Here is a 22,204-nt window from a genome sequence, read left to right as displayed (position 1 = left end):
GCGATAAAACACTCGCCGCGAGGGCGCACCTCCCACCCAACATCCTAGAATGGCTACATCTGTAGGAGCCCTTTTCAAGGGCGATAAAACACTGACCGCGAGGGCGCGCCTCCCACACCAGCATCCGACAATGGCTGTATCTGTAGGAGCCCTTTTTAAGGGCGATAAAACACTCGCCGCGGGGGCGCGTCTCCTACAACAGCAGGAAGCAGTGTAACCGCCTGAAGTTAAACCATTTCAATCATAAGATCGGTTTTTTCGATCTATTTTTATATTTAATTCGAATATTACTTGCTGTTTTCTGGCCCTAAGATAAAACCTCAATGCACTATATCCCTACCAGAATGCAGGAGAGCAAGATGAAAATTAATCTGAAGGTTCGCCATGTTTCTATAAAAAAAGGGCTGGAAGAGTATGTCCGCCGGCGGATGACGTTTGCACTGGCATCACGATATGACCAGACAAATCAAATTAATGTCACTCTTTCCGATATTAATGGCCCGCGAGGGGGCGAAGATAAGCGCTGCCAGGTACGCATCCTGATCGCAGGGCAGCGCGATATCGTCATAGACGATGTGCGGCAAAACTGGCAGGAGGCGATTGATAGCGCCGCCTCACGGGCCAGCAGAACTCTTACACGACGCCTGGCTCGCACACGCAGCAAGGGCATCCGTCCCAAAAACAGGTTGCTCAACGAATCGCAGCTGGGGACAGAAACAGAATACGACGAATATTTGTCTGTAGCAGGAGAACACTAATGGACAAGCCTATCAGCTCAAGCCCGGCATATGCTGCGGGCTCCGACTCAACCCGCATCCAGAACCGGGTGCTTAAAAACACCTATATGCTGTTGTCGATGACACTGCTGTTCAGTGGCGCGACCGCAGGCCTCTCCATGGCCCTGAATCTTCCACATCCAGGTATCATTATTACCCTGGTTGGCTACTTCGGTTTGCTGTTCGCCACCTCGAAGTTTCGTAACAGCGGTTTAGGCATCGTCTGCGTATTTGCACTGACCGGATTTATGGGGCTAACCCTGGGACCGATACTGAGTGCCTATATGAGCTTGCCAAACGGCGGACAGATCATCATGAATGCCATGGCGGCAACCGGGGTTATCTTCCTCGGCCTGTCAGCCTATGTTGTCACCACCAATAAAGACTTCAGCTTTATGGGCGGTTTTTTAACGGTCGGCATTCTGGTGGCGTTCCTGGCCGGTATCGGCGCGTTTTTCTTTGAAATAGCCGCGCTGTCTCTGGTGGTTTCCGCCATGTTTGTGCTGTTAATGTCGGGTCTCATCCTCTACGAAACCAGCAACATCATCCACGGTGGTGAAACCAACTACATCATGGCGACAACCACACTGTTTGTGTCGATCTTTAATCTATTCACCAGTCTGCTTCATCTGATGGGGTTTATGAGTGATGAGTAAAGCGGCATAAAACAGGGGGGTCACCCCACTAAATTCACCTCAGAGGACACCGGAAGCACAGAGATAAAACGCTAACGGGGGAGGAAAAGCCAACAAAAAGCCCGCAACTGCGGGCTTTTATCATTGAGATTAACCTATTAGCTGGTAATGCATTCAGGGCAGGGCGCGGAAGGCGCACACTGATACATCGCCGCTTCATTCAACGGCGCAGCAGCGTTACTGCGCGAGCCCAGGTAAAGCAGTTTTTCTTTGTCAGGCAGGGAAGCACAGGTCTCGTTATGCACCACAAACTCACCCGCCGCATTTGCACCCGTTTCCACATAGAACTTAGCCATATCAATTTCTCCTGTAATTATTAGTCTGTGGCAGCTACAACAGGGCTTCCACCACATCTTTGACCACGATGGCCCGACTGAATAGTCAGATAAAAACCGGGGAAATAGCCTGGAAAGGCTGTAAGTTATTCAACGAATCTACGCTGATTTTGTGCCTTACAGAACAAAACCGGACCATTTGTCACCCACAAACGCGGTCAACAGAGGAAAGAGCAAAAACTATTCCGGGTTATGGCAAACATAGAGAAGCTCAGCTACGCCAGGAATAATGAACCGACTTAATCTTCCAGGTTTCGCACAAAACGGTATTGCTCAGCATCTGCGGCAAGCCGGTATAAAATAGCCGGTCTCCCGGCGTCTTTTCGGAACTTACCGGTATCCTCCAAAAGGTTTGCCTGTTCAATACGGCGACGAAACGAGCGTTTTTGCAACGGTTTGCCAATGAGCAGCTCATGCAGGTGCTGCAACTCAGGAAAAGTAAACTCCTCCGCCAGGGCATAAGCGGGCACGATAGAGTAGAGCGCTTTTTGCTTTAGCCTTTCACGACCAGCCTCAATGATCGTCATATGATCAAACGCCAGTGTCATCTCCGGCAGTTGTTCAACATCAACCCATTGCGCATCAGCCACCGTTGCTATTCTGACCTCGCAGGCCTGATAAGCCATCAGCGCGGTATAACTGACCGTAACCGACCAGCCCCGTTTATCACGCTGGTTGTTGCCATAGCTGGCCAGTTGCTCAAGGTAGGGCGCAGTTATTCCGGTTTTATCCTCAATGACACCATTAATAGCCTGTGTCAGATCAGCCACCCGATGGACATCGATAAATCCCCCCGGTAACCCCCATTTGCCCAGCTCTGGATGACTCGCCCGTTCCACCAGCAACACCTTTAACACGCCATCATGATAGGTAAACAGTGCAGCATCGACGGTTACCAAAGGGCTATCGAACTGCTTTGGGTCATATTGCTGCAGGTAAGTTGCTTCATCCATTACTGATTGTTCTGACATATTCAGGCTGCTTTAGGGTTTAGAAGGGGATAACGCCATTCTAATTAATTTGTGTCTTTTTGTCACTTAGTGCTTGACACAATAAGTGACCATAAGCCACTATTTATATTAGTGACATAAAGACACTATATTGAAGGAGAGATAATCATGTTTGGAATTAAATTCTTTAAAGCCGACGCAGCAACGTACGCCATTAAAACAGCCAACGGTAAAGTCCGCCGAAAAGGCCAGGGCATCAGTTTCTGGTATAACCCGGCGACAGCCTCCATTGCCTGTGTGCCGACCAGCGTGCAGGAAGCCTCATTTATCTTCAACCTACAGACAGAAGACTTCCAGGAGGTGCGGGTTCAGGGGCAGCTGAGTTATCGCATTGTTAACCCCGACCAGTTGGCGGAGGTGATGAACTACACCGTGAGCCCCAGAGAAAACCGTTATACAACAGAAGACCCTTTGCGCTTAGATGATCGCATGATCCGCTTCGTACAAAACCGCTTTCAGGCAGATATACAGGCCGTCAAACTAAGAGAAGCCCTGAAACTGACGAAACAACTCATGACGAACACTCAGCAGGGGCTGGCAGTTGAACCAGCACTGCAGACCCTGGGCATCGAGGTGGTGGATCTGAGTATCACCGGCATTACTCCCGCGCCGGAAACCGTCCGGGCACTGGAAGCGGAAGCCCGGGAGTCGATTCTCAAAGAAGCGGATGACGCCATCTATCTGCGCCGGAAAGCCGCGGTGGAACAGGAAAGAACCATCCGGGAAGCCGAGTTACAAACCGATCTGGAAGTGCAGAAAAAAGAGCAGGAAATTAAACAGGAGCAGGTTACCAACGAGCGCAACCTGATGAGGGCCAGAAAAGAGATCGAACAAGAGAGACTTCAGGCCGATATCGAAGCAGAAAGTCAGCGAATCCAGCTGGTACAACTGAATGCTAAAAACGGCAAGATTGAAGCGGAAACACAGGCCTACGCGATTGAAGCGCAACTGAAAGCCTATCAAAGCATCCCCGTGGAAAGCCTCAAAGCCATGGCGATGAGCAACATGCAGGCCGATCAGCTGTTCGCCTTTGCTTTCGATTCTTTAGCACAAAACGCCGCGAAAATTGGTGAGTTAAATATCTCTCCAGATCTGTTCTCTCAACTGATGAAAAAGGCCGGATAATGACTACGACAAATCAAACCCGCTATGTCCTGGTATGGCGCAAAACAAGGCTTGAAGAGCTGGTAGGGCGGTTTAATACCTGGCCTCAGGCGCAATTCTACCTCGAACACAATCAGGCTGATCCCAGTGACTATCTGGCCGAGCATGATCTTTACCGACAGCGCGTACAGGAGATCGAGCAGGTATTAAAAGCCCGTGGGCGGTTTCAGTCCCTCAGCCGTCAATACCTGCCCAGCTTCCAGTTCGGGCCAGATGATGTGGTCGTGGTGATTGGTCAGGACGGTCTGGTGGCAAACACCCTGAAGTACCTCGACGGACAGCCGGTCATCGCCATCAACCCCGATCCTCAGCGCTGGGATGGCATCCTGCTGCCTTTCGAAACGAAAGACCTGGACAGTGTCATCAGCACCGTCAGCAAAGGACAATCTACCGTTAATGAGATCACCTTTGCGCAGGCGCGAACCAATGATGGCCAAACCCTGTTAGCCATCAATGATCTGTTTATCGGGCCAAAAAGTCACACCTCAGCCCGTTATTCCCTGACCTGGGACGGGCAGACGGAACAGCAATCCTCGTCGGGAATCATCGTCTCCACAGGGTTTGGCTCTACCGGCTGGTTTGCGTCCGTCTTGGCCGGTGCTGTTGGTGTCATGAAAGAAACCGGCACTCAGAACCACCCTCTACAGGGTGGGTTTGACTGGAGCGCACAGAAACTGCAATTTGCCGTGCGGGAACCTTTCCCCAGCCGAACCTCATCCACCTCATTAGTGTTTGGCGAGGTAAGCCTGAACAAACCACTGAGTTTAGAATCCATGATGCCGGAGAATGGGGTTATCTTCTCCGATGGTGTGGAAAATGACTACTTACTGTTTAACTCTGGCTGCAGGGTAACTATTGGGCTGGCAGAAAAGCGGGGGAGGCTGGTAATGGGATAACCGGTAGGCAGGCGAGTATCGTTACACTAAACTCACCACAGAGGACACCGAGGGCACAGAGATAAAGCTCTAACGGAGAAGGGCCACGCTCAGTATGATTAAAGCTACTCATTTGATTGAGGTTTTTCAGCACAAATAGCTCTATATCTGAGCGCCAGCAAATCTTTCATCTTCTCCTTGAGATGTTCCGGAACATAGGATCTATCAATCAGTTGATTAGCCAGCCCTAGTTTCTTCCCGAATGATTTTATTGCCTTCTCAGCAGCAACAGATCTCAGGCCTATCTTTTCAGCTAACATCATGAAGTCCTGCTTGGTGTAGTAACCAAAATAGTCATGAGCCTCAGAAAAAACTCCTTCCTTTTCACTTTCTAATAAAGGCATCGCCAACTGGCCAATGCCATCCGTCGGATAAAACGCTGTGCACAAGATATCGTAATTCGGAGTTAACCTATCGTAGGTAAGGCCTTTGTTATCGGGCTGCCGAATAACGCTGAAGTTCTTTAAGTGCTGATCGTCATTACCAACCAGATAAGAAAGCAGAACCCTCTTAAAATATTCGTTCTGCACGGCCATTTTATTTCCAGTCACTGTCCTCAGCAGTACCCCGGCAGCTTCATACGAGCTGTCATACTTATCATCTTTTAAACGGTCTGAAAGGGAGCAGAGATCTTCCTGATGCAACTTCCCTGTTGAGGTCCGATCATATCGCTTGGTGATATATGCTTTTTCTCCATCTGAAAACTCAACCAAACCAGACTCAGCGGTCTCTATTCCCATCGCACGGCTAATGCCCATACAAAGGTGCTCCATTTCAGCACAGGCCTCTAAACCATCGGGGGACGGCTTTAATATATACTCGCCATCACTTGTTGTTGGTACTAAGGCTGACGTATCAGAATCTACTTTCAATGAAAGTTTCTGCTGAACCCCGGAAATGGACATGCCTTTAGTGAACTGGCGACCTTTTTGAAAAAACGCCTATCGAGAAACACCTAAAGCCGCCGAAACTTTGTCGGAACCATAAAAGGCCTTAGCCGCAACATCTTTCATCAGCGGATTTTTATTGCTACTCGCCAGCGCTTCTAACGAGATATAACAGTGTGTCATGGCTGAGCTTCCTTCAACGTTACGGCTCCGGCTAAATCATCTCCGTTTTGCAACAACAGTCCAAACGTGTCTCTTTCATCAATTTTCTGGTTGACTGACTGAACCTCTTTCATCCAACCCTCAGCTGCCAAATTTTCAAAAAAAGGAAACAATACATCAGACTTAAACGGCTCTTGCTGCAGAGGTAGCCTGTATGAGAGAGGAGCCCCGTCAGCAAAATAGTCAGGCTTGTATTGAAACTCAAAACCACCACCGTCTATTTCTCTCAGCTCACCAGCCACTTGAGCGTTAAAAAATACAATTGCTATCCTACCCATAGCTTTTTACCCAGCGCAGCCAATACTGCGATCATAAGCTCAGCCTTCACATTAGTCTGACCCTTTTCAATTTTTGAAATGGTCATATGAGATACGCCACTATAGGTAGCAAGATCCTCTATCGTCACGCCCTGATCCTTCCTGGCTTGTTTAACGACTTCAGCTAAAGACTCAATTGGTTTGAAGTCTTGCTGCTGACGAAGCAATGAGAGTTCAGCAGCCTGCTTCTCATAAAGCACCCCCAAGTCGGTCAGGAAAGACTGGACTTCAGCGTTAGAGAGTTTCGTATCGCTCATCAGAACATAACCCCTTGCTTATTTTTAGACTAATCTAAAGACAATTTATAAGTAATAATAGATAAGTCAAAGCAATATGTAAATTATTGCTTATTTTTAGACTATAAATAGCAAAAAAATAATAGATAGCTTATTTTTAGTGTTGTAACAAACACAGTAACTCATGAACGAGTGAGTTCAGCGTATCTGAGCCGATTGATCAGCTTATTGATCTTGACCCTTTCATTAGGTGGTAACACCGCACTAAACTCACCACAGAGGACACCGAGGGCACAGAGATAAAGCAATAACGGAGGAGAGAAATTAAAAGGGGTCAAAGCCCTTTTACCTAAGAGTACCTCAAAGAGAAATCGACTCAATTAGCCGAATCAACTATCTCGCACGTTGATGATCCCCTCTATGAAACCGAGGATTGAAGTTTTCCCATGCTTTTGGAAAAGAAAACGCGCAGGGAAGTTGGCGAGGCCGACCAGGCAGTGGGCGGTTTTTAGATTATTATTCGATATTAAGTTTGCACAAACACAAGTAATTTTCAGACATAAAAAAGCAGCCATTTCGGCTGCTTCTTCGTTTATGTCACCCTAAATGACAACACCCATCAAATATCCAGATTGGACACATTCAACGCATTGGTCTCGATAAAGTCACGGCGCGGCTCTACTTCATCGCCCATCAGGGTGGTGAACAGCATATCTGCAGCGATGGCGTCGTCGATGGTGACGCGCAGCATACGGCGCTGTTCCGGGTCCATGGTGGTTTCCCATAGCTGTTCCGGGTTCATCTCGCCCAGTCCCTTATAGCGCTGGATGTAGTAGCCGCGTTTGGACTGTTCCATCAGCCAGTTAAGACCGGTGGTAAAGTTGGAGGTGGGCAGGGTGCGTTCGCCACGTTTAAAGTAGGCGGTCTCTTCCAGCAGTCCGTCTAGGGTGTCACCCAGACTGGTCAGCGCGTTGTAATCGCGGGACTCGAAGAATGCCTGGTCAAAGGTGTAGTGATGGCTAACGCCGTGCTGAATCACTTTTACGCTGGGCAGGAAGATGCCCTGGTGCTCCATATCCTCAGCAGCGGAGGAGGTGTAGACATCACCACCATCCAGATGGTCACCCAGTCCATCGCAGACCTGATCGATCCATTCGGCAACCTTCTGTTCATCTTTCAGATCATCCTGTGTCAGGCGAGTGGTATAGACCATCTGCCGCAGAATCGGCTCAGGATAGAGGCGGGAGAGACGGATAAGCATCTTATCAACGGCGCGATAACGGTTAACAATCTCTTCCAGACCGGTGCCGCTGATTGGTGGAGCATCGGCATTCACATGCATCGATGCGCCTTCCAGCGCGCCCTGCAGCAGGTAGTTTTCCAGCGCATCATCATCTTTCAGATACTGCTCCTGCTTACCTTTTTTGATCTTATACAGAGGCGGCTGGGCGATAAATACATGGCCGCGCTCGATAATCTCTGGCATCTGCCGGAAGAAGAAGGTGAGCAGCAGGGTGCGGATGTGTGATCCATCCACGTCGGCATCGGTCATGATAATGATGGAGTGGTAACGCAGTTTGTCGGCGTTAAACTCTTCCCGGCCGATACCGGTGCCCAGTGCGGTAATCAGAGTGCCGACTTCGGCTGAGGCCAGCATCTTGTCAAAACGGGCTTTCTCGACGTTGAGGATCTTACCCTTCAGCGGCAGAATCGCCTGCGATTTACGGTTGCGGCCCTGTTTGGCTGAACCACCCGCAGAATCACCCTCCACGAGGTAGATTTCAGAAAGGGCCGGATCTTTCTCCTGACAGTCGGCCAGCTTGCCGGGCAATCCGGCGATATCCAGGGCACCTTTACGGCGGGTCATCTCACGGGCTTTACGCGCCGCTTCCCGGGCACGGGCAGCATCGATCATCTTCGATACAACCGCTTTGGCGTCCTGAGGGTTTTCCTGCAGGTAATCGTTAAGCTGCTCATACATCGCCTGCTCAACCGCAGTTTTCACCTCAGAGGAGACCAGTTTGTCCTTGGTCTGGGAGGAGAACTTAGGGTCGGGCACTTTAACCGATACGATGGCGGTGAGACCTTCCCGGCAATCATCACCGGTGGTGGCGCCTTTAGCATTCTTATTGAGCTTTTCCGCTTCGATATAGTTGTTCAGGGCACGGGTGAGGGCGGTCCGGAAACCGGACAGGTGAGTACCACCATCACGCTGAGGGATGTTGTTGGTAAAGGAGTGGATATTTTCCTGATAGCTGTCGTTCCACTGCATCGCCACTTCAACGCCAACACCATTCTCATGCATAACATTGATATGGAACATCTTGTTAACGGGGGTTTTGTTGGTGTTGAGGAAATCAACAAAGGAGCTCAGCCCCCCTTCATAGGCAAACAGCTCCTCTTCACCGCTGCGCTCATCCTTAAGCCGGATAGCCACACCGGAGTTGAGGAAGGAAAGCTCCCGCAGGCGTTTCGCCAGGATATCGAATTTAAACTCGAGCTGGTTGTGGAAGGTATCTTCAGAGGGCCAGAAGCGCACTGAGGTGCCGGAGGTTTCTGTCTGACCAACCACTTTCAGCGGCTCATCGGGAACACCGTGGCGGTAGGTCTGCTCATAGACATCGCCTCTGCGGCGGATAGTCAGTCTCAGCTCGGCAGAGAGGGCGTTAACTACTGAGACACCCACACCGTGGAGACCACCGGAGACTTTATAGGAGTTATCATCGAACTTACCGCCGGCATGCAGTACCGTCATGATAACTTCGGCCGCCGATACCCCTTCCTCTTCATGCAGTTCAGTCGGAATACCCCGGCCGTTGTCTGACACCGTGACGCTGTTATCGCCATGGATCGTCACTTTTATCTCACTACAGTGACCGGCCAGCGCCTCATCGATCGAGTTATCAACAATCTCGAAAACCATATGATGCAGACCAGTACCATCGTCCGTATCGCCAATATACATTCCCGGGCGCTTACGAACCGCATCCAGTCCCTTTAGGACTTTAATACTGGAAGAATCGTATTCCTGATTTTCGACGCTCATTCAGTTCTCCTGGCTTGCTTTCCGGGCGCTACAGGCACCCGTCTTGTATGTTGAAAAAACGTAACCCGGCTGGCTCTGACCAGTACTCCGTCAAAGCATCCTTATCAACACAGGTGATAAAGCACTGACTGGCTGTTTTTTCTAAATAGTTACAGAACAGTCGGCTATGGTGCTGATCCAGCTCTGACGGTAAATCATCGATCAGATAGATACAGGCCCGACTGTTCAATTTGTAAAATAAAACTCCCTGCGCCAGTTTAAGGGCGCTCACCACCACCTTTTTCTGCCCCCTTGAGAGACGTTCTGACGCGGTGTGGCCATCTACCTTAAGCCGCAGGTCGGCCCGTTGCGGACCGGCACTGGTGTAACCCTGACGCAGATCGCGTTCAAAGTTTTCATCCAACACCTGATCCAGGCCACGTTTTTTGTCCCAACCGGGACTAAAACTCAGATCGATGCTGATGCCCTCAAGCAGGTCAGCAAGGATCAGATCAAATTCGGGTTTTAATGCTTCAATATACAGTTCGCGAAGCGTATTCAGCTGCTCCGCGTAGCTAATAAATTCCTGGTCCCAGACCACCCGAATCCGTTGCTCGATTTTACCATATTTCAGCAGAGAATTTCTCTGTTTTAATACCCGTCTGAAACCACGCCAAAGCCTTATAAATTCAGGATTTGAGTGAAATGAGCCCCAGTCGAGAAATTGCCGCCTGATGGCCGGACTACCTTCGAGAATCATGAAGGTTTCTGAGTTGATCACCTGGATCGGTAACAGCTCGGCGAGGGTGGTGATATCGATGTTATTGCCGGCATAGCGGATGCGGCAATCGCTCTCCAGATTGCGCTCCACTCCCAGGGGCTGACTGACGCCACTACCCATCGCATCCAGCTGAGCAAACACGGTGCAGCGCTGTGAACCGGTCTGGATCAGATGGTTGAGCTTATTGGTGCGAAACGAACGGCACAGACCCAGCAGGTGGATCGCTTCAAGCACACTGCTTTTACCGCTGCCATTGGCACCGTGAATAATATTGATACTGGGTGAAGGCGCGAGACTGAGGTCGCTGAGATTGCGAACCGCACGAATATTGAGTTGGGTTATCGGCATATCGGCTATATAAGGAGGGGAGGTATAGGAAGGGGGCCTGTGGCCCCCTAACAGAATTACATCCGCATCGGCATAACAACGTAGAGAGAGTTGGCATCGTCCAGCCCCTCAATCAGCGCACTGCTGTTAGAGTCAGCCAGGGTAAAGCGCACCACCTCAGAGCTGACAATCGACAGCACATCCAGCAGGTAGTTAACGTTGAAACCGATCTCCAGGGTATCGCCTTCATAATCCACAGCAACGGTTTCTTCCGCTTCTTCCTGCTCCGGGTTGTTGGCCATCACCTGAAGATAACCGCTGGTCAGCGACAGACGCACACCACGGTATTTTTCGTTCGACAGAATCGCAATCCGGCTGAATACCTGGCGCAGCTCCTGACGGGTGCCCAGCATAAACTTGTCGCCACCCTGTGGAATAACGCGCTGATAATCGGGGAACTTGCCATCAACCAGCTTAGAGGTGAAGGTGAAATCACCAGCGTGAGCGCGGATATGGTTGGCACCGACCACCAGTTTTACCTGATCATCGCCGCTTTGCAGCAGACGGGCCAGTTCGAGGATACCTTTACGGGGCACGATAAACTGATGGTTTGCCGGACCGTTGGTATCGACCTGTGCAACACTGGTCGCCAGACGGTGACCATCGGTAGACACCGCGCGCAGGCTGTTCTCGGTGATCTCCAGCAGCATCCCGTTAAGGTAGTAACGGACATCCTGTTGGGCCATAGAGAAACCGGTCTGATCGATCAGATGGCGCAGCTGACTTTGCAGAACATTCAGCTCAAACGATTCAGGACTGTCTTCAACATTGGGGAACTCAGCCGCCGGCAGGGTAGAGAGAGTAAAACGGCTGCGTCCCGCTTTGATCACCATCTTCTGACCCGTGAGAGTCAGTTCGATCTGGGCTGAATCCGGCAGGGATTTACAGATATCCATCAGTTTACGTGCCGGCACGGTGATCGAACCCGCTTCAGCCGGTTCATCCAGCTGCACCCGGCCCACCAGTTCAACTTCCAGATCGGTTCCGGTCATCGACAGCTGATCACCCTCTGCAACCAGCAGAATGTTGGAAAGCACTGGCAGTGTCTGACGACGTTCCACAACACCTGCAACCAGTTGCAGTGGTTTAATTAGCGCTTCTCGCGAAATAACAAATTTCATCTTTTTGCTACCCTTAATTGATCAGCCTGCTACGCGGTCAGATGACGCAACAGATTCTGATAATCCTCTCTTATATCCGTATCGGTCTCACGCAGCGAAGCTACTTTACGGCAACCATGCAGTACTGTGGTGTGGTCCCGTCCACCAAAAGCATCGCCAATCTCAGGCAAGCTGTGATTGGTCAGCTCTTTAGACAGGCTCATAGCGACCTGTCTTGGCCGTGCCACAGAACGACTGCGTCGTTTCGAAAGCAGGTCCGATACTTTGATCTTATAGTAATCGGCTACAACCCGCTGAATGTTATCAATACTAACCTGTTTATCCTGCAATGCCAGCAGGTCTTTCAGTGATTCTTTAATAAAAGGTGTGGTGATCGCATTTCCGGTAAAATGGGCATTGGCAATCACCCGTTTCAACGCCCCTTCAAGTTCACGGACGTTGGAGCGGATCTTCTGCGCCAGGAAGAAAGCGGAGTCATCCGGCAGACGCACCTGGGCCTCTTCTGCCTTTTTCATCAGAATCGCCACCCGGGTTTCCAGCTCCGGCGGTTCAATCGCCACGGTCAGACCCCAGCCAAAGCGGGATTTCAGCCGCTCCTCAACACCGTTGATCTCTTTCGGATAGCGGTCACTGGTGAGGATCATCTGCTGGCCACCCTCGAGCAGCGCATTGAAGGTGTGGAAAAACTCCTCCTGGGAACGCTCCTTACCGGCAAAAAACTGAATATCATCGATCAGCAGAGCATCTACAGAGCGGTAATAACGCTTAAAATCGTTGATCGCATTCAGTTGCAACGCCTTTACCATGTCCGCCACAAACCGCTCAGAATGCAGGTAGACAATCTTCGCTTTCGGATTGCGTTGTAACATCTCCATCCCCACCGCATGCATCAGGTGGGTTTTACCCAGACCGACACCACCGTAGATAAACAGAGGGTTATACGAACCACCGGGGTTATCGGCCACCTGCTGAGCCGCCGCCAGCGCCAGTTGGTTGGACTTACCCTGAACAAAGGAGTTAAAGGTAAACGACTGGTTCAGATTGGACTGATGGCGCACGCTACCCTCAACATCGACACTGCGTGACGAGCCTGACTGGGCAGAAGGGGGCACAATAATTTCACGGTGGTTGATCGGCTGAAAGCTGCTGTCATCAATTGCCAGCTGCTGCGGAGCATTTTCTTCCACCGGTTGAGGTCGTGAAGCAGCCTGAGGCCGATTATCAAAGCTGTTCTGGGAATCAAAACTGCCTTGAGAGTCAAAGTTAGCCTGGGAATCAAAGTTGCCCTGATTATCATAGCCAGAGGAGAACGACCCGGAATCATCGAAGCGGTTGGCCGGACGACGAGCCGGTGCCGGCGGTGGTGCAGGGCGGGCAGGGCGCTGAGAGAAACCATTGGCGCGGCCTGCGATATCGATACTGACTTTGGCTGCGATATCACCACTGACCGTGTTGACGATCTCACGGATGCGGTTAAGGTATTTATCGCTCACCCAGTCCTTAACAAACCGGTTCGGTGCCAGCAAAACCAGCCCGGTATCAGACTCTGGTGACACCTTCAGAGGCCTGATCCAGGTATTGTATTGTTGGGAGGGGAACTCATCCTGAAGATTCTGAAGACACTGTTCCCACAACTCAGCCGACATAGCTAATCCTTAAACATCCTCTGTTTTCACTGCTGTTGAGTGACCGAGAACAAGACCGTAAACGTAAAAAATAATAGCAGATAATACCCTTTAAACGCCCGCTTATCCACAGTTAGACGCAATCTGTTGCTAATTCTTTTCTGCTGGTTTTTCAAACAATTAGCAAAGATTCCACAGTTTGCGCGGGAAACAGCGGGGCGATGCAAAAAACTATCCATACTTTAAAAACAGTTAATATTCAGACCTATCAACAGAGTATCTATCTGTTTTTATTACTTTAATATGAGTTAATAACAGATTATTGTGCATATCTGAAAATAACGCCTGAGAATAATGTTACAAAGGCCAGAAACGGCTTTATTATCTGTCTGAAAAAGATCGTCACAGCTTTTTTATGATTGATGTCAGGAATTGTTTGCAAAGCGGATATCTTTTCTCTACAATTTCGCGTCTGTTTTTGACCGTGGGATTCAGCCAACCTTACTGATACCACCACACTGTATGTTAGTAGGACTGACCAATGAAAAGAACATTTCAACCAAGTAACCTGAAGCGTAAACGCACTCACGGTTTCCGTGCACGTATGGCAACTAAGAACGGCCGTGCTGTTATTAACCGTCGTCGTGCTAAAGGCCGTAAGCGTCTGTCAGCATAATTTTTTGCCTGTCAGGCTCTCTGAATGAATGAATTCAGCTATCCCCGCCAGTTAAGACTTTTAACTGGCGGGGATTTTAAACAGGTATTCAGCCGAGCCAGCCTCAAGGTGTCAGATAAACATCTGTTGATCCTTGCCCGTCCAAACGATCTCGATCATCCCCGTGTCGGCTTTGTCTTCTCCAAAAAAAATATCCGTTTAGCTGTTAATCGTAACCGCGTTCGGCGTATCATTCGCGAGTCTTTCCGTCTTAATCAGCATAAGCTGCCTAATGTCGATATCGTTATTCTGGCCAGACAGGGTCTGGGAGATATCGAAAACAGCAACGTTCACGCCCTTATTAATAAGAGCTGGAACCGCCTGATTGGCCGAGCCAAGGCAAAATCTGACAAATCAACTTAAAACTTATAACTGAATGGTCCAGAAACCATGGATGTACAGCGCATTATATTGATCGCAGCACTGGCAATTATCTCCTATATGCTGGTGCTTCAATGGAACCAGGAATACGGTGCTCAGCCGGTAGCGGTTGCCCAGACCGAGTCTGTTTCAGCCTATCAGTCCAGTAACGAAACTGCGGCTCCGCAAGCGGGTGATCTGCCTCCAACGACAACTGAGGTGGCTGCTAACAACGATCTGCCGGAAGCTCAGGCCGTTGCGACAACAGCACAGCAACAGCTGATCTCTGTTAAGACCGATGTTCTGGAGCTGCTGATCGATACTAAGGGTGGCGATATCATCCAGTTGACGCTGCCAAAGCACAAAGCAGCGCTGAACGATGATAAACCCTTCGTGTTGCTGGAGCAGAATGGCAATCGTACCTATGTATCTCAGAGTGGTCTGATCGGTAAAGATGGTCTCGACGCTAAGAAAGAGGGTCGGCCGCAATACACCACAGCCAAAAACAGCTATCAGTTGGAAGGCGACAAACTGACCGTTGATCTGGTGCATACCGGTGATGACGGCGTTGTAGTCACCAAACGTTTCGTCTTTACCAAAGGCAGCTACAAGATTGAACAGGATTTCCTGATCAACAACGGTTCTGCTGAAGTATGGCAGGCTAAGCTGTTTGGTCAGATCAAGCGTGACGGTTCAAAAGACCCTTCGCAAACCACCAGTATGGGGATGCAGGCATTTCTGGGTGCAGTGTTCTCTACCGCGGATGAGCACTACGACAAATTTTCCTTCAAAAAGCTGGATGAAGCCAACGTTAAGAAAACCAGCTTGGGTGGTTGGGTTGCTATGTCCCAACACTATTTCCTCAGTGCCTGGATCCCAGCGCAGGATCAGGAAAATAACTATAGCAGCCGGGTAAGCAACGGTAACTATATTGCCGGTTTTGTCGCACCTGAGTTTTCTGTTGCACCTGGTGAAACAAAAACCGTTAGTGCAGGTTTCTACGCCGGACCAAAAGAGACCGATCTGCTGGAACAGGCGGCACCGAATCTGGAGCTGACGGTTGATTACGGCATTCTCTGGTTCATCGCCACACCGTTGTCCTGGTTGCTGAAAACGATTCACAGCTTTGTGGGTAACTGGGGTGTCTCTATCATCTTTATTACCATCATCGTTAAAGCCCTGCTGTTCCAGGTAAATGCGAAAGCATTCAAATCGATGGCTAAGATGCGTAAATTTGGCCCCGAGATGACCCGTCTGAAAGAGCTGTATGGCGATGACCGTCAGAAGATGTCTCAGGCAATGATGGAGCTGTACAAGAAAGAGAAGATCAACCCACTGGGAGGCTGTCTGCCTATTGTTGCGCAGATGCCAATATTCATCGCTCTGTACTGGACGCTGATGGAGTCGGTTGAACTGCGTCATGCACCCTTTGCACTGTGGATCAATGACCTGTCGGTGATGGACCCCTACTTCATGCTGCCCATCCTGATGGGTGCGACCATGTTTATTCAGCAGTTGCTGAACCCGACCCCTCCCGATCCGATGCAGGCGAAGATTATGAAGATGCTGCCAATCGTCTTCACCTTCTTCTTCCTCTGGTTCCCGGCTGGTCTGGTACTGTACTGGCTGGTGAACAACATTCTGTCGATTACACAGCAGTATATAATCAACAAGCAGATAGAAGCTGAAGGCAGTAAGTAAGCCTTCACTAACTTAGAAAAAAGGCCTCTGATGAGGCCTTTTTTTCGCTTCGCTTAAGTAGCCAGAACGGAAACTCCGTTTCCTGCTAGTGGTTAGACGCGACTACGTCGCTTGCTAGAAAAAGCTTAAGAGCCTCTCAACGTTTTAGGCAATAGCACGATTGCAGGCTTTTTCTAACGATTAGCGAGCACGCAGTGCCGTTCTGGCTACTTAAGCGAAGCTGCGTCTGAGTTGTGATAAAATCCCATCTTCTCAAAGTATATAATAAAGCGCTTATATCAAAGCTCTTATATCAAAGCGCTTAAAAAAGTTTCCGAGGCTTCAATGACGCTGATTAACCAGGACACCATCGCCGCACAAGCAACGCCGCCAGGACGCGGAGGCGTGGGTATTGTCCGGGTTTCAGGAAAGCTGGCTGCAACGATTGCCCAGCAGGTGGTGGGCTTTGTGCCTAAGCCTCGCTATGCCCATTACGGGCCATTCTTTGACGCCGATAATAATCAGCTGGATCAGGGATTAGCACTCTATTTTCCCGGGCCGAACTCCTTTACCGGCGAAGATGTGCTTGAGCTTCAGGGCCATGGCGGTCCGATTATCATGGACTTTATCCTGCGCCGGGTGGTGGAGTGCGGTGCGCGACTGGCCAATCCCGGTGAATTTTCCGAGCGCGCCTTTCTCAACGATAAACTGGATCTGACGCAGGCTGAAGCGATCGCCGATCTGATCGATTCCAGTTCTGAACAGGCTGCCCGCTGCGCCCTGAAATCTTTGCAGGGAGCATTCTCCGAGCGGGTACATCAGTTGGTTGAAACGCTGACCCAACTGCGCATCTATGTCGAAGCCGCTATCGACTTTCCGGAAGAGGAGATCGATTTTCTCGCCGATGGCAAGGTCGCCGGTGATCTGCAGCGCATTATTGATAAACTGGCAGAAGTTAAACAGGAAGCACGGCAGGGCAGTATCATCCGTGAGGGGATGAGTGTGGTGATCGCCGGAAGACCCAATGCGGGGAAATCCAGCCTGCTGAATGCGCTGGCAGGTAAAGAGTCGGCGATTGTTACCGATATCGCCGGTACTACAAGGGATGTGCTGCGCGAGCATATCCATATCGATGGTATGCCACTGCATATTATCGATACAGCAGGGCTTCGGGATGCCCCCGATGAGGTTGAGCGGATCGGTATCAGCCGCGCCTGGGATGAGATTCAGAAAGCCGACCGGGTGCTGCTGATGGTGGATGGTACAACAACCGCCACCGATGACCCGGAACAGATCTGGCCTGAGTTTGTCAGCCGGCTTGAAGACAGAAGTAAGATCACGGTGATCCGTAATAAATGCGATCTGACCTCGGAACAGCCGGTTATTGGTGAGCATGATGGCCATACCCTGATCTCTCTCTCGGCCAAAGCGGATATCGGTGTGGATAACCTGCGCCAGCATCTGAAAGACTGTATGGGCTATGCCAATACCACCGAGGGTGGTTTTCTTGCCCGGCGTCGCCATATCGATGCCCTGAACCGGGCGGAAAGTTTACTCCTCACTGGCCAGGAACAGCTGATCTACGGCGGCGCCGGAGAACTGCTGGCCGAAGACCTGCGTCAGGCACAGCAACATCTGAGTGAGATCACCGGTGAATTCAGTTCCGATGATCTGCTGGGACGGATCTTCAGCTCATTCTGTATCGGTAAATAATCGGCTCAGCGATATTTGATAGGGTCTTCCATCGAGCCGACAGGCACATTTTTAAGACACTCCAGAAAGATGGAGAAGAGTTCTCCATGGGAGGTGATCTCAAGTTTCTGGTGGATACGTTTGCGATAAACCTTAACGGTTTCCGGGCTGATCTCCAGTAACCGGGCAATCGATTTACTGGAGTGTCCGCGAAGAATACACCTGACAATTTCGCATTCCCGGTCACTCAGGCATGAGGAGCCAAATAACTGAAACGCCTTTTCCAGATGGGCTCCAACCCGTCCGGTATCCTGAGACAGATCCGATCTGATCTCCGGCCAGTGACTTCGGATCAGTGATATAAACAGTGATTCAACCAGGTCTAAGCGATGCAGGTCATCGGTTGTCAGAGCTGATCGGTTATCTCTTAGCCCCAGGGACAGATGGATCTGAACGCTCTCATTGATATTCACAATCAGAGAGGTTTCATCCCGTAGCCGGGTAGGGACATAAAAGTTTTTAAAATAGTCGCTTTCAAAGAAGTCATCGGGCGCGATATCTCTGAGATGATAAAAACCATCTTCCACACGTTGTTTAGACAGCTCGTAAAAAGGATCGAGTAGATAAGCCCCCTCAAAGTAAGGAATCCAGCAGTTCTCTATCTCTCTTTTATGGAAATCATTAAACAGGGGGCGGGGCAGTTCACCAGGAATAAAGGCATAACCCATGACAGTGTCATATGCCGAGAGGTATTCACAGATTTGGCAGAGTAAACCCGGGAACTCATCTGTACCGATGGCCGCCACCGCCTTAGCACTGAGATCAAAAACCTCTTTTATCTCCTTATTACTGATCAGCGGTGTATGCATTGGGTTTCCTGAGTTTATAGGCTTCTCCTTAATAGTATAGGGTTCCGATAAAGATAAAAACGGGCCATATTAACGGCCCGGATGTTGTTAAAAGTGAGCAAAAGATAGTATTTCTTTATAGTGTTCAGGTCTGCGGTCTCTGAATAGCCCCCAGCCGTCTCTCTGTTTTGCTATCTGATCCAGATCGAAACTGGATAACAGAACCGTTTCGCTGTCACTATCACCATCAGCAACCAGTTCGCCTGTCTGATCGGCGATGAACGATGAGCCATAGAATTTTATCGGTGTGTTACCCTCAGTCTCCTGACCTGTTCGGTTGGATGCGATAACCGGCAGGATATTTGCGGCGGCATGCCCTTTCATCACATTCCGCCAGTGATCGGCGCTGTTATGATCCGGATCGGATGGTTCACTGCCTATCGCTGTGGGATAAAAAATCATCTCGGCTCCCTTAAGAGCCATAATACGCGCGGCCTCAGGAAACCATTGATCCCAGCAGATACCCACTCCAATCCTGCCATAGCGGGTATCATGAACCATAAACCCGGTATCCCCGGGACTGAAATAGTATTTCTCTTCATAACCCGGGTTTTGTGGAATATGCATTTTCCGATAGGTATCACTCACTGATCCATCGGCATCGATAACCACCAGAGAGTTAAAACGGGTATTTCCCGCGCGTTCGAAAAAAGACAGTGGTAACACCACCTCTAACGCTTTAGCCAGCTCAGAAAAGTGCGCTATCAGCCCGCTTTCTTCGACGGTTTTTGCCAGCTCATTGTGACAACTATGCTGCTCAGCACAGAAATAGGGGGTTTCAAATAGTTCCTGTAACAACACAATCTGCGCACCTTGCTGAACAGCCTGCCTGACCAGTTGTTCCGCTTTGGCCACGTTGCTCTGAATATCCCATGTGCAGGACATCTGAGTCGCTGCGACGGTTACTTTTCTCATTCTGTGTCTCACTAATCGTTGTTATTCAAAGCCTGCAGCCAAACCTGACTACAGACTGACAGCATTCAGAAACAGGTCTTCATCGTCCTGTTTTAATCGATGTCCAGGCACTGGTTAACCTGCGATCAAATTTTGCTGTATGCGCTTTTTGTGAGAAGAGATTCGCTTTCAGCTCTTCATCAGGATAGATCCCCTGATTGGTGCGTATTGCCTCATCCAGAAATGGCCCAACCTTGGTGTTCGGCACGGCATACATGACGAAGTTCGATATATCCGCAGCATTTTCAGGTTTCAGAAGGTAGTTAATAAATTGATGGGCCGCGTCGCTGTTAGTGCTATCAGCAGGTATCGCTACCAGGTCAAACCATGCAATAGTGCCCTCTTTTGGGATGGCATATTTAAGGGTTGATTTCATACCCGCCTCATCTGCTCGTTTCTGGGCACGGAGAAGGTCACCGTTATAGCCAATCGTCACACATACATCACCATTGACCAGATCCTTAACAAGGTTCCCCGAGTTAAAGTACTTTATATTCCCGCGCACTTTCTTGAACAGATCAGTCGCTTTACTCAGGTCTGCTCTGTCTTCACTATTGGGATCAAGTCCCAGATAATTTAAAGTAATCGCCATTATTTCTGAGGGTGAATCCAGTAAAGCGATACCGCAATCTTTCAGTTTCGAAGATATCTGCTGATCAAAAATCAGATCGAGAGTATTAAATGGACGGTCTCCTAAACGCTGCCTGAGCATATCTTCGTTGTAACCCAGTCCAATTGTCCCCCAGGCATAGGGGATACCAAAACGGTTACCCGGATCATTCATCTCTGCATTTTTAAGTAGCGCTGGATCAAGGTTGCGATAGTTAGGAAGTTTTGATCGGTCTAATTCCTGATAAATACCTGCTTTAGCCTGGCGCTCAAGGAATGAGCCGGAGGGTACAACCAGATCATATCCTGAGTTGCCTGCCATCAGTTTCGCTTCAAGTACTTCATTGGAATCATAAACGTCATAGTTAACTTTGATCCCGGTGTCAGCTTCAAAGTTTTTAATAACCTCCGGCTTTATGTAATCCCACCAGTTATAAACGTTGAGAGTCTGTGACTCTGCCGCCGCAAACCCTGAAAAACTTAACGCCAGGCCTGCGACTAAACTGATCTTTATTATTTTCATGATGTATCACCATTACCATTGATTGCGTTGATCTTTAGCCTAGAAGTATTTGAAAGTGCCCGGTATCCCCACTACGTGGTACAATTTTCCTGTTTATAATTCATCACTGACAGATATAGCAAAGGTGGTATCAATGGCCCTGAATATCAGCTGCCCGGGTTGTTCGACCCTCAACAAAGTGCCTGCAGAGCGTCTTCAGGACGGCCCGAAATGTGGTAAATGCAAACAGCCACTGTTTCAGGGCAAACCAGTAGATCTGACAGCAGCAAACTACCAGAACATGGTGACCCGTAATGATATTCCGGTTCTGGTTGATTGCTGGGCCAGCTGGTGCGGCCCCTGCAAGCAGTTTGCTCCGGTATTTGAACAGGCTGCCGGGCTGTTTGAACCGAAACTAAGACTGGCCAAGCTCGACACTGAAGCTGAGCAGACCATTGCCGCACAACTACAGATCCGTTCCATTCCCACCCTGATTCTGTTTAAGCAGGGCAGAGAGAGTGCCCGAATCAGTGGCGCTCTACCTCTGGGACAACTAAAGCAATGGCTGAACCAAAACGGGGTTGATCTCTGATCACCCCCTGATTTTCTCATCTAAACCTGCCGTTTCCTCTCCAGCATCACCCAGCCCGATTTATCCCCAACGCTACTGCGCGCTGTATACAACACGCCAGCAAAAGTTATAAACAGTTATTAAAAATCCACACATTAGAAAATAGTTATATTTTTCATACTCTTACATTAACCATCTTCAAGAGGAATAAAATTTATCAACACTTTTCTGTGGATAAGCTTTGAATTAACAGCGTATAAACTGTGCAGAGCCGGTGCTTATCTTATGCCACTTGAAAATTTAGCAACTGAGTCATCATTCGCTCATCGGTAAAACATTGTTGCTCCGGGCAGGTGAAACAACTGATAGCCCCTGTATAGAATCACTAATATGGCCAACATCAGGCTGATTCGCTTCAGATCGGTTATCCAAACGATAGATCAGCCGTCGCCACACCATTCTTTACAGCAGAGATGTTCTGGATAAACCTGCCTGGCAACAGAATTTATCCACTAATTCCTGTGTATAAACTGTATAACTGTATGGGAACAACCGCTTAGCAAAACTGTGCATAATAGTGTCTGTGCATAAACAGCCTGGTTATACACAGCTCTGTGACACCCTGTTCAGAGGTTAAACGCAGCTATACAACAGGGTTATATGATCATTAATCTATTGATAAATAAGTAATAAAATT

Annotated in this window: 21 protein-coding genes; 9 read left to right on the top strand and 12 right to left on the bottom strand. The window is 49.4% G+C overall.

All coding sequences use genetic code 11. The annotated features are described in order from the left end of the window. The first annotated feature begins 359 nt into the window (after nucleotides 1–359). Nucleotides 360–758, top strand: coding sequence for an HPF/RaiA family ribosome-associated protein (locus BMY09_RS03750; RefSeq protein WP_175483434.1), 399 nt, complete (start codon nucleotides 360–362; stop codon nucleotides 756–758). Beyond that, on the top strand, nucleotides 758–1,432 hold the full coding sequence (locus tag BMY09_RS03745; RefSeq protein WP_091354233.1) for a Bax inhibitor-1/YccA family protein: 675 nt from the start codon (nucleotides 758–760) through the stop codon (nucleotides 1,430–1,432). The genes BMY09_RS03750 and BMY09_RS03745 overlap by 1 nt, the downstream gene beginning before the upstream one ends. Before the next feature lie 137 nt (nucleotides 1,433–1,569). Here the strand turns inward: BMY09_RS03745 and BMY09_RS03740 are convergent, their stop codons facing one another. Then, nucleotides 1,570–1,767: a hypothetical protein gene (locus BMY09_RS03740; RefSeq protein WP_091354231.1), complete on the bottom strand. Its 198-nt coding sequence runs from the start codon at nucleotides 1,765–1,767 to the stop codon at nucleotides 1,570–1,572. 278 nt (nucleotides 1,768–2,045) lie between these two features. Beyond that, on the bottom strand, nucleotides 2,046–2,777 hold the full coding sequence (locus tag BMY09_RS03735; protein WP_245756493.1) for an NUDIX hydrolase: 732 nt from the start codon (nucleotides 2,775–2,777) through the stop codon (nucleotides 2,046–2,048). Between the two features lie 147 nt (nucleotides 2,778–2,924). Between BMY09_RS03735 and BMY09_RS03730 the strand changes: the two genes are divergently transcribed. Both BMY09_RS03730 and BMY09_RS03725 read left to right on the top strand, forming a co-directional pair. Next, nucleotides 2,925–3,941, top strand: coding sequence for an SPFH domain-containing protein (locus BMY09_RS03730; RefSeq protein WP_091354226.1), 1,017 nt, complete (start codon nucleotides 2,925–2,927; stop codon nucleotides 3,939–3,941). After that, entirely contained in the window at nucleotides 3,941–4,876 is a 936-nt protein-coding gene (locus tag BMY09_RS03725) for a diacylglycerol kinase catalytic domain-containing protein (RefSeq protein ID WP_091354224.1), read from the top strand. Before BMY09_RS03730 ends, BMY09_RS03725 begins: the two co-directional genes overlap by 1 nt. Nucleotides 4,877–4,980: 104 nt before the next feature. Here BMY09_RS03725 and BMY09_RS03720 read toward each other — a convergent pair whose 3' ends face one another. The 7 genes from BMY09_RS03720 to dnaA form a co-directional block, all read right to left on the bottom strand. Continuing rightward, nucleotides 4,981–5,820, bottom strand: a complete 840-nt coding sequence (locus tag BMY09_RS03720) for a type II toxin-antitoxin system HipA family toxin (RefSeq protein ID WP_091354222.1) — start codon at nucleotides 5,818–5,820, stop codon at nucleotides 4,981–4,983. 161 nt (nucleotides 5,821–5,981) lie between these two features. Further along, nucleotides 5,982–6,302: a HipA N-terminal domain-containing protein gene (locus BMY09_RS03715; RefSeq protein ID WP_091354220.1), complete on the bottom strand. Its 321-nt coding sequence runs from the start codon at nucleotides 6,300–6,302 to the stop codon at nucleotides 5,982–5,984. After that, nucleotides 6,290–6,598: a helix-turn-helix domain-containing protein gene (locus BMY09_RS03710; protein ID WP_091354217.1), complete on the bottom strand. Its 309-nt coding sequence runs from the start codon at nucleotides 6,596–6,598 to the stop codon at nucleotides 6,290–6,292. The genes BMY09_RS03715 and BMY09_RS03710 overlap by 13 nt, the downstream gene beginning before the upstream one ends. A 598-nt stretch (nucleotides 6,599–7,196) precedes the next feature. Continuing rightward, nucleotides 7,197–9,623 (bottom strand): DNA topoisomerase (ATP-hydrolyzing) subunit B, encoded by a 2,427-nt coding sequence (gene gyrB / locus BMY09_RS03705; protein WP_091354214.1) that lies wholly within the window; start codon nucleotides 9,621–9,623, stop codon nucleotides 7,197–7,199. A gap of 28 nt (nucleotides 9,624–9,651) precedes the next feature. Further along, entirely contained in the window at nucleotides 9,652–10,731 is a 1,080-nt protein-coding gene (gene recF / locus BMY09_RS03700; protein ID WP_091354211.1) for a DNA replication/repair protein RecF, read from the bottom strand. Nucleotides 10,732–10,787: 56 nt separating this feature from the next. Further along, nucleotides 10,788–11,891: a DNA polymerase III subunit beta gene (gene dnaN / locus BMY09_RS03695; RefSeq protein WP_091354209.1), complete on the bottom strand. Its 1,104-nt coding sequence runs from the start codon at nucleotides 11,889–11,891 to the stop codon at nucleotides 10,788–10,790. A gap of 29 nt (nucleotides 11,892–11,920) precedes the next feature. Beyond that, a complete protein-coding gene (gene dnaA / locus BMY09_RS03690) occupies nucleotides 11,921–13,537 on the bottom strand; it encodes a chromosomal replication initiator protein DnaA (protein ID WP_091354206.1) in 1,617 nt (538 codons plus the stop codon). 520 nt (nucleotides 13,538–14,057) lie between these two features. Here dnaA and rpmH point away from each other — a divergent pair. The 4 genes from rpmH (at nucleotide 14,058) to mnmE (ending at nucleotide 17,984) form a co-directional block, all read left to right on the top strand. Next, on the top strand, nucleotides 14,058–14,192 hold the full coding sequence (gene rpmH / locus BMY09_RS03685; RefSeq protein ID WP_091354204.1) for a 50S ribosomal protein L34: 135 nt from the start codon (nucleotides 14,058–14,060) through the stop codon (nucleotides 14,190–14,192). A 24-nt stretch (nucleotides 14,193–14,216) separates the two neighbouring features. Next, nucleotides 14,217–14,594: a ribonuclease P protein component gene (gene rnpA, locus BMY09_RS03680; protein ID WP_091354201.1), complete on the top strand. Its 378-nt coding sequence runs from the start codon at nucleotides 14,217–14,219 to the stop codon at nucleotides 14,592–14,594. A gap of 27 nt (nucleotides 14,595–14,621) precedes the next feature. Further along, complete coding sequence (gene yidC / locus BMY09_RS03675; protein WP_091354199.1) at nucleotides 14,622–16,292, top strand: membrane protein insertase YidC; 1,671 nt, start codon at nucleotides 14,622–14,624, stop codon at nucleotides 16,290–16,292. A 324-nt stretch (nucleotides 16,293–16,616) separates the two neighbouring features. After that, on the top strand, nucleotides 16,617–17,984 hold the full coding sequence (gene mnmE / locus BMY09_RS03670; RefSeq protein WP_091354196.1) for a tRNA uridine-5-carboxymethylaminomethyl(34) synthesis GTPase MnmE: 1,368 nt from the start codon (nucleotides 16,617–16,619) through the stop codon (nucleotides 17,982–17,984). A 5-nt stretch (nucleotides 17,985–17,989) separates the two neighbouring features. Here the strand turns inward: mnmE and BMY09_RS03665 are convergent, their stop codons facing one another. The 3 genes from BMY09_RS03665 to BMY09_RS03655 all read right to left on the bottom strand — a co-directional run bounded on the left by BMY09_RS03665 (nucleotide 17,990) and on the right by BMY09_RS03655 (nucleotide 20,957). Beyond that, the gene (locus tag BMY09_RS03665) at nucleotides 17,990–18,832 is read right to left on the bottom strand and encodes a helix-turn-helix transcriptional regulator (protein ID WP_091354194.1); all 843 of its coding nucleotides are present in this window, start codon (nucleotides 18,830–18,832) and stop codon (nucleotides 17,990–17,992) included. Between the two features lie 87 nt (nucleotides 18,833–18,919). Then, a complete protein-coding gene (gene aguB, locus BMY09_RS03660) occupies nucleotides 18,920–19,786 on the bottom strand; it encodes an N-carbamoylputrescine amidase (protein ID WP_091354192.1) in 867 nt (288 codons plus the stop codon). 79 nt (nucleotides 19,787–19,865) lie between these two features. Next, nucleotides 19,866–20,957 (bottom strand): polyamine ABC transporter substrate-binding protein, encoded by a 1,092-nt coding sequence (locus tag BMY09_RS03655; RefSeq protein WP_091354189.1) that lies wholly within the window; start codon nucleotides 20,955–20,957, stop codon nucleotides 19,866–19,868. A gap of 133 nt (nucleotides 20,958–21,090) precedes the next feature. Between BMY09_RS03655 and trxC the strand changes: the two genes are divergently transcribed. Further along, a complete protein-coding gene (trxC, locus tag BMY09_RS03650) occupies nucleotides 21,091–21,528 on the top strand; it encodes a thioredoxin TrxC (RefSeq protein WP_091354187.1) in 438 nt (145 codons plus the stop codon). Nucleotides 21,529–22,204: the final 676 nt, after the last annotated feature.

The organism is Amphritea atlantica (genome assembly GCF_900111095.1).
GTDB classification, from domain to species: Bacteria; Pseudomonadota; Gammaproteobacteria; order Pseudomonadales; family Balneatricaceae; genus Amphritea; species Amphritea atlantica.
The sequence above is the reverse complement of the archived record's forward strand: the minus strand, read 5'-3'. Positions and strand labels throughout refer to the sequence as shown.

Bases quoted from the DNA above. Each gene is read 5' to 3' on its own strand.
- BMY09_RS03750 (WP_175483434.1), top strand. From the start codon at position 360: ATGAAAATTAATCTGAAGGTTCGCCATGTTTCTATAAAAAAAGGGCTG.
- BMY09_RS03745 (WP_091354233.1), top strand. From the start codon at position 758: ATGGACAAGCCTATCAGCTCAAGCCCGGCATATGCTGCGGGCTCCGAC.
- BMY09_RS03740 (WP_091354231.1), bottom strand. From the start codon at position 1,767: ATGGCTAAGTTCTATGTGGAAACGGGTGCAAATGCGGCGGGTGAGTTT.
- BMY09_RS03735 (WP_245756493.1), bottom strand. From the start codon at position 2,777: ATGTCAGAACAATCAGTAATGGATGAAGCAACTTACCTGCAGCAATAT.
- BMY09_RS03730 (WP_091354226.1), top strand. From the start codon at position 2,925: ATGTTTGGAATTAAATTCTTTAAAGCCGACGCAGCAACGTACGCCATT.
- BMY09_RS03725 (WP_091354224.1), top strand. From the start codon at position 3,941: ATGACTACGACAAATCAAACCCGCTATGTCCTGGTATGGCGCAAAACA.
- BMY09_RS03720 (WP_091354222.1), bottom strand. From the start codon at position 5,820: ATGTCCATTTCCGGGGTTCAGCAGAAACTTTCATTGAAAGTAGATTCT.
- BMY09_RS03715 (WP_091354220.1), bottom strand. From the start codon at position 6,302: ATGGGTAGGATAGCAATTGTATTTTTTAACGCTCAAGTGGCTGGTGAG.
- BMY09_RS03710 (WP_091354217.1), bottom strand. From the start codon at position 6,598: ATGAGCGATACGAAACTCTCTAACGCTGAAGTCCAGTCTTTCCTGACC.
- gyrB (WP_091354214.1), bottom strand. From the start codon at position 9,623: ATGAGCGTCGAAAATCAGGAATACGATTCTTCCAGTATTAAAGTCCTA.
- recF (WP_091354211.1), bottom strand. From the start codon at position 10,731: ATGCCGATAACCCAACTCAATATTCGTGCGGTTCGCAATCTCAGCGAC.
- dnaN (WP_091354209.1), bottom strand. From the start codon at position 11,891: ATGAAATTTGTTATTTCGCGAGAAGCGCTAATTAAACCACTGCAACTG.
- dnaA (WP_091354206.1), bottom strand. From the start codon at position 13,537: ATGTCGGCTGAGTTGTGGGAACAGTGTCTTCAGAATCTTCAGGATGAG.
- rpmH (WP_091354204.1), top strand. From the start codon at position 14,058: ATGAAAAGAACATTTCAACCAAGTAACCTGAAGCGTAAACGCACTCAC.
- rnpA (WP_091354201.1), top strand. From the start codon at position 14,217: ATGAATGAATTCAGCTATCCCCGCCAGTTAAGACTTTTAACTGGCGGG.
- yidC (WP_091354199.1), top strand. From the start codon at position 14,622: ATGGATGTACAGCGCATTATATTGATCGCAGCACTGGCAATTATCTCC.
- mnmE (WP_091354196.1), top strand. From the start codon at position 16,617: ATGACGCTGATTAACCAGGACACCATCGCCGCACAAGCAACGCCGCCA.
- BMY09_RS03665 (WP_091354194.1), bottom strand. From the start codon at position 18,832: ATGCATACACCGCTGATCAGTAATAAGGAGATAAAAGAGGTTTTTGAT.
- aguB (WP_091354192.1), bottom strand. From the start codon at position 19,786: ATGAGAAAAGTAACCGTCGCAGCGACTCAGATGTCCTGCACATGGGAT.
- BMY09_RS03655 (WP_091354189.1), bottom strand. From the start codon at position 20,957: ATGAAAATAATAAAGATCAGTTTAGTCGCAGGCCTGGCGTTAAGTTTT.
- trxC (WP_091354187.1), top strand. From the start codon at position 21,091: ATGGCCCTGAATATCAGCTGCCCGGGTTGTTCGACCCTCAACAAAGTG.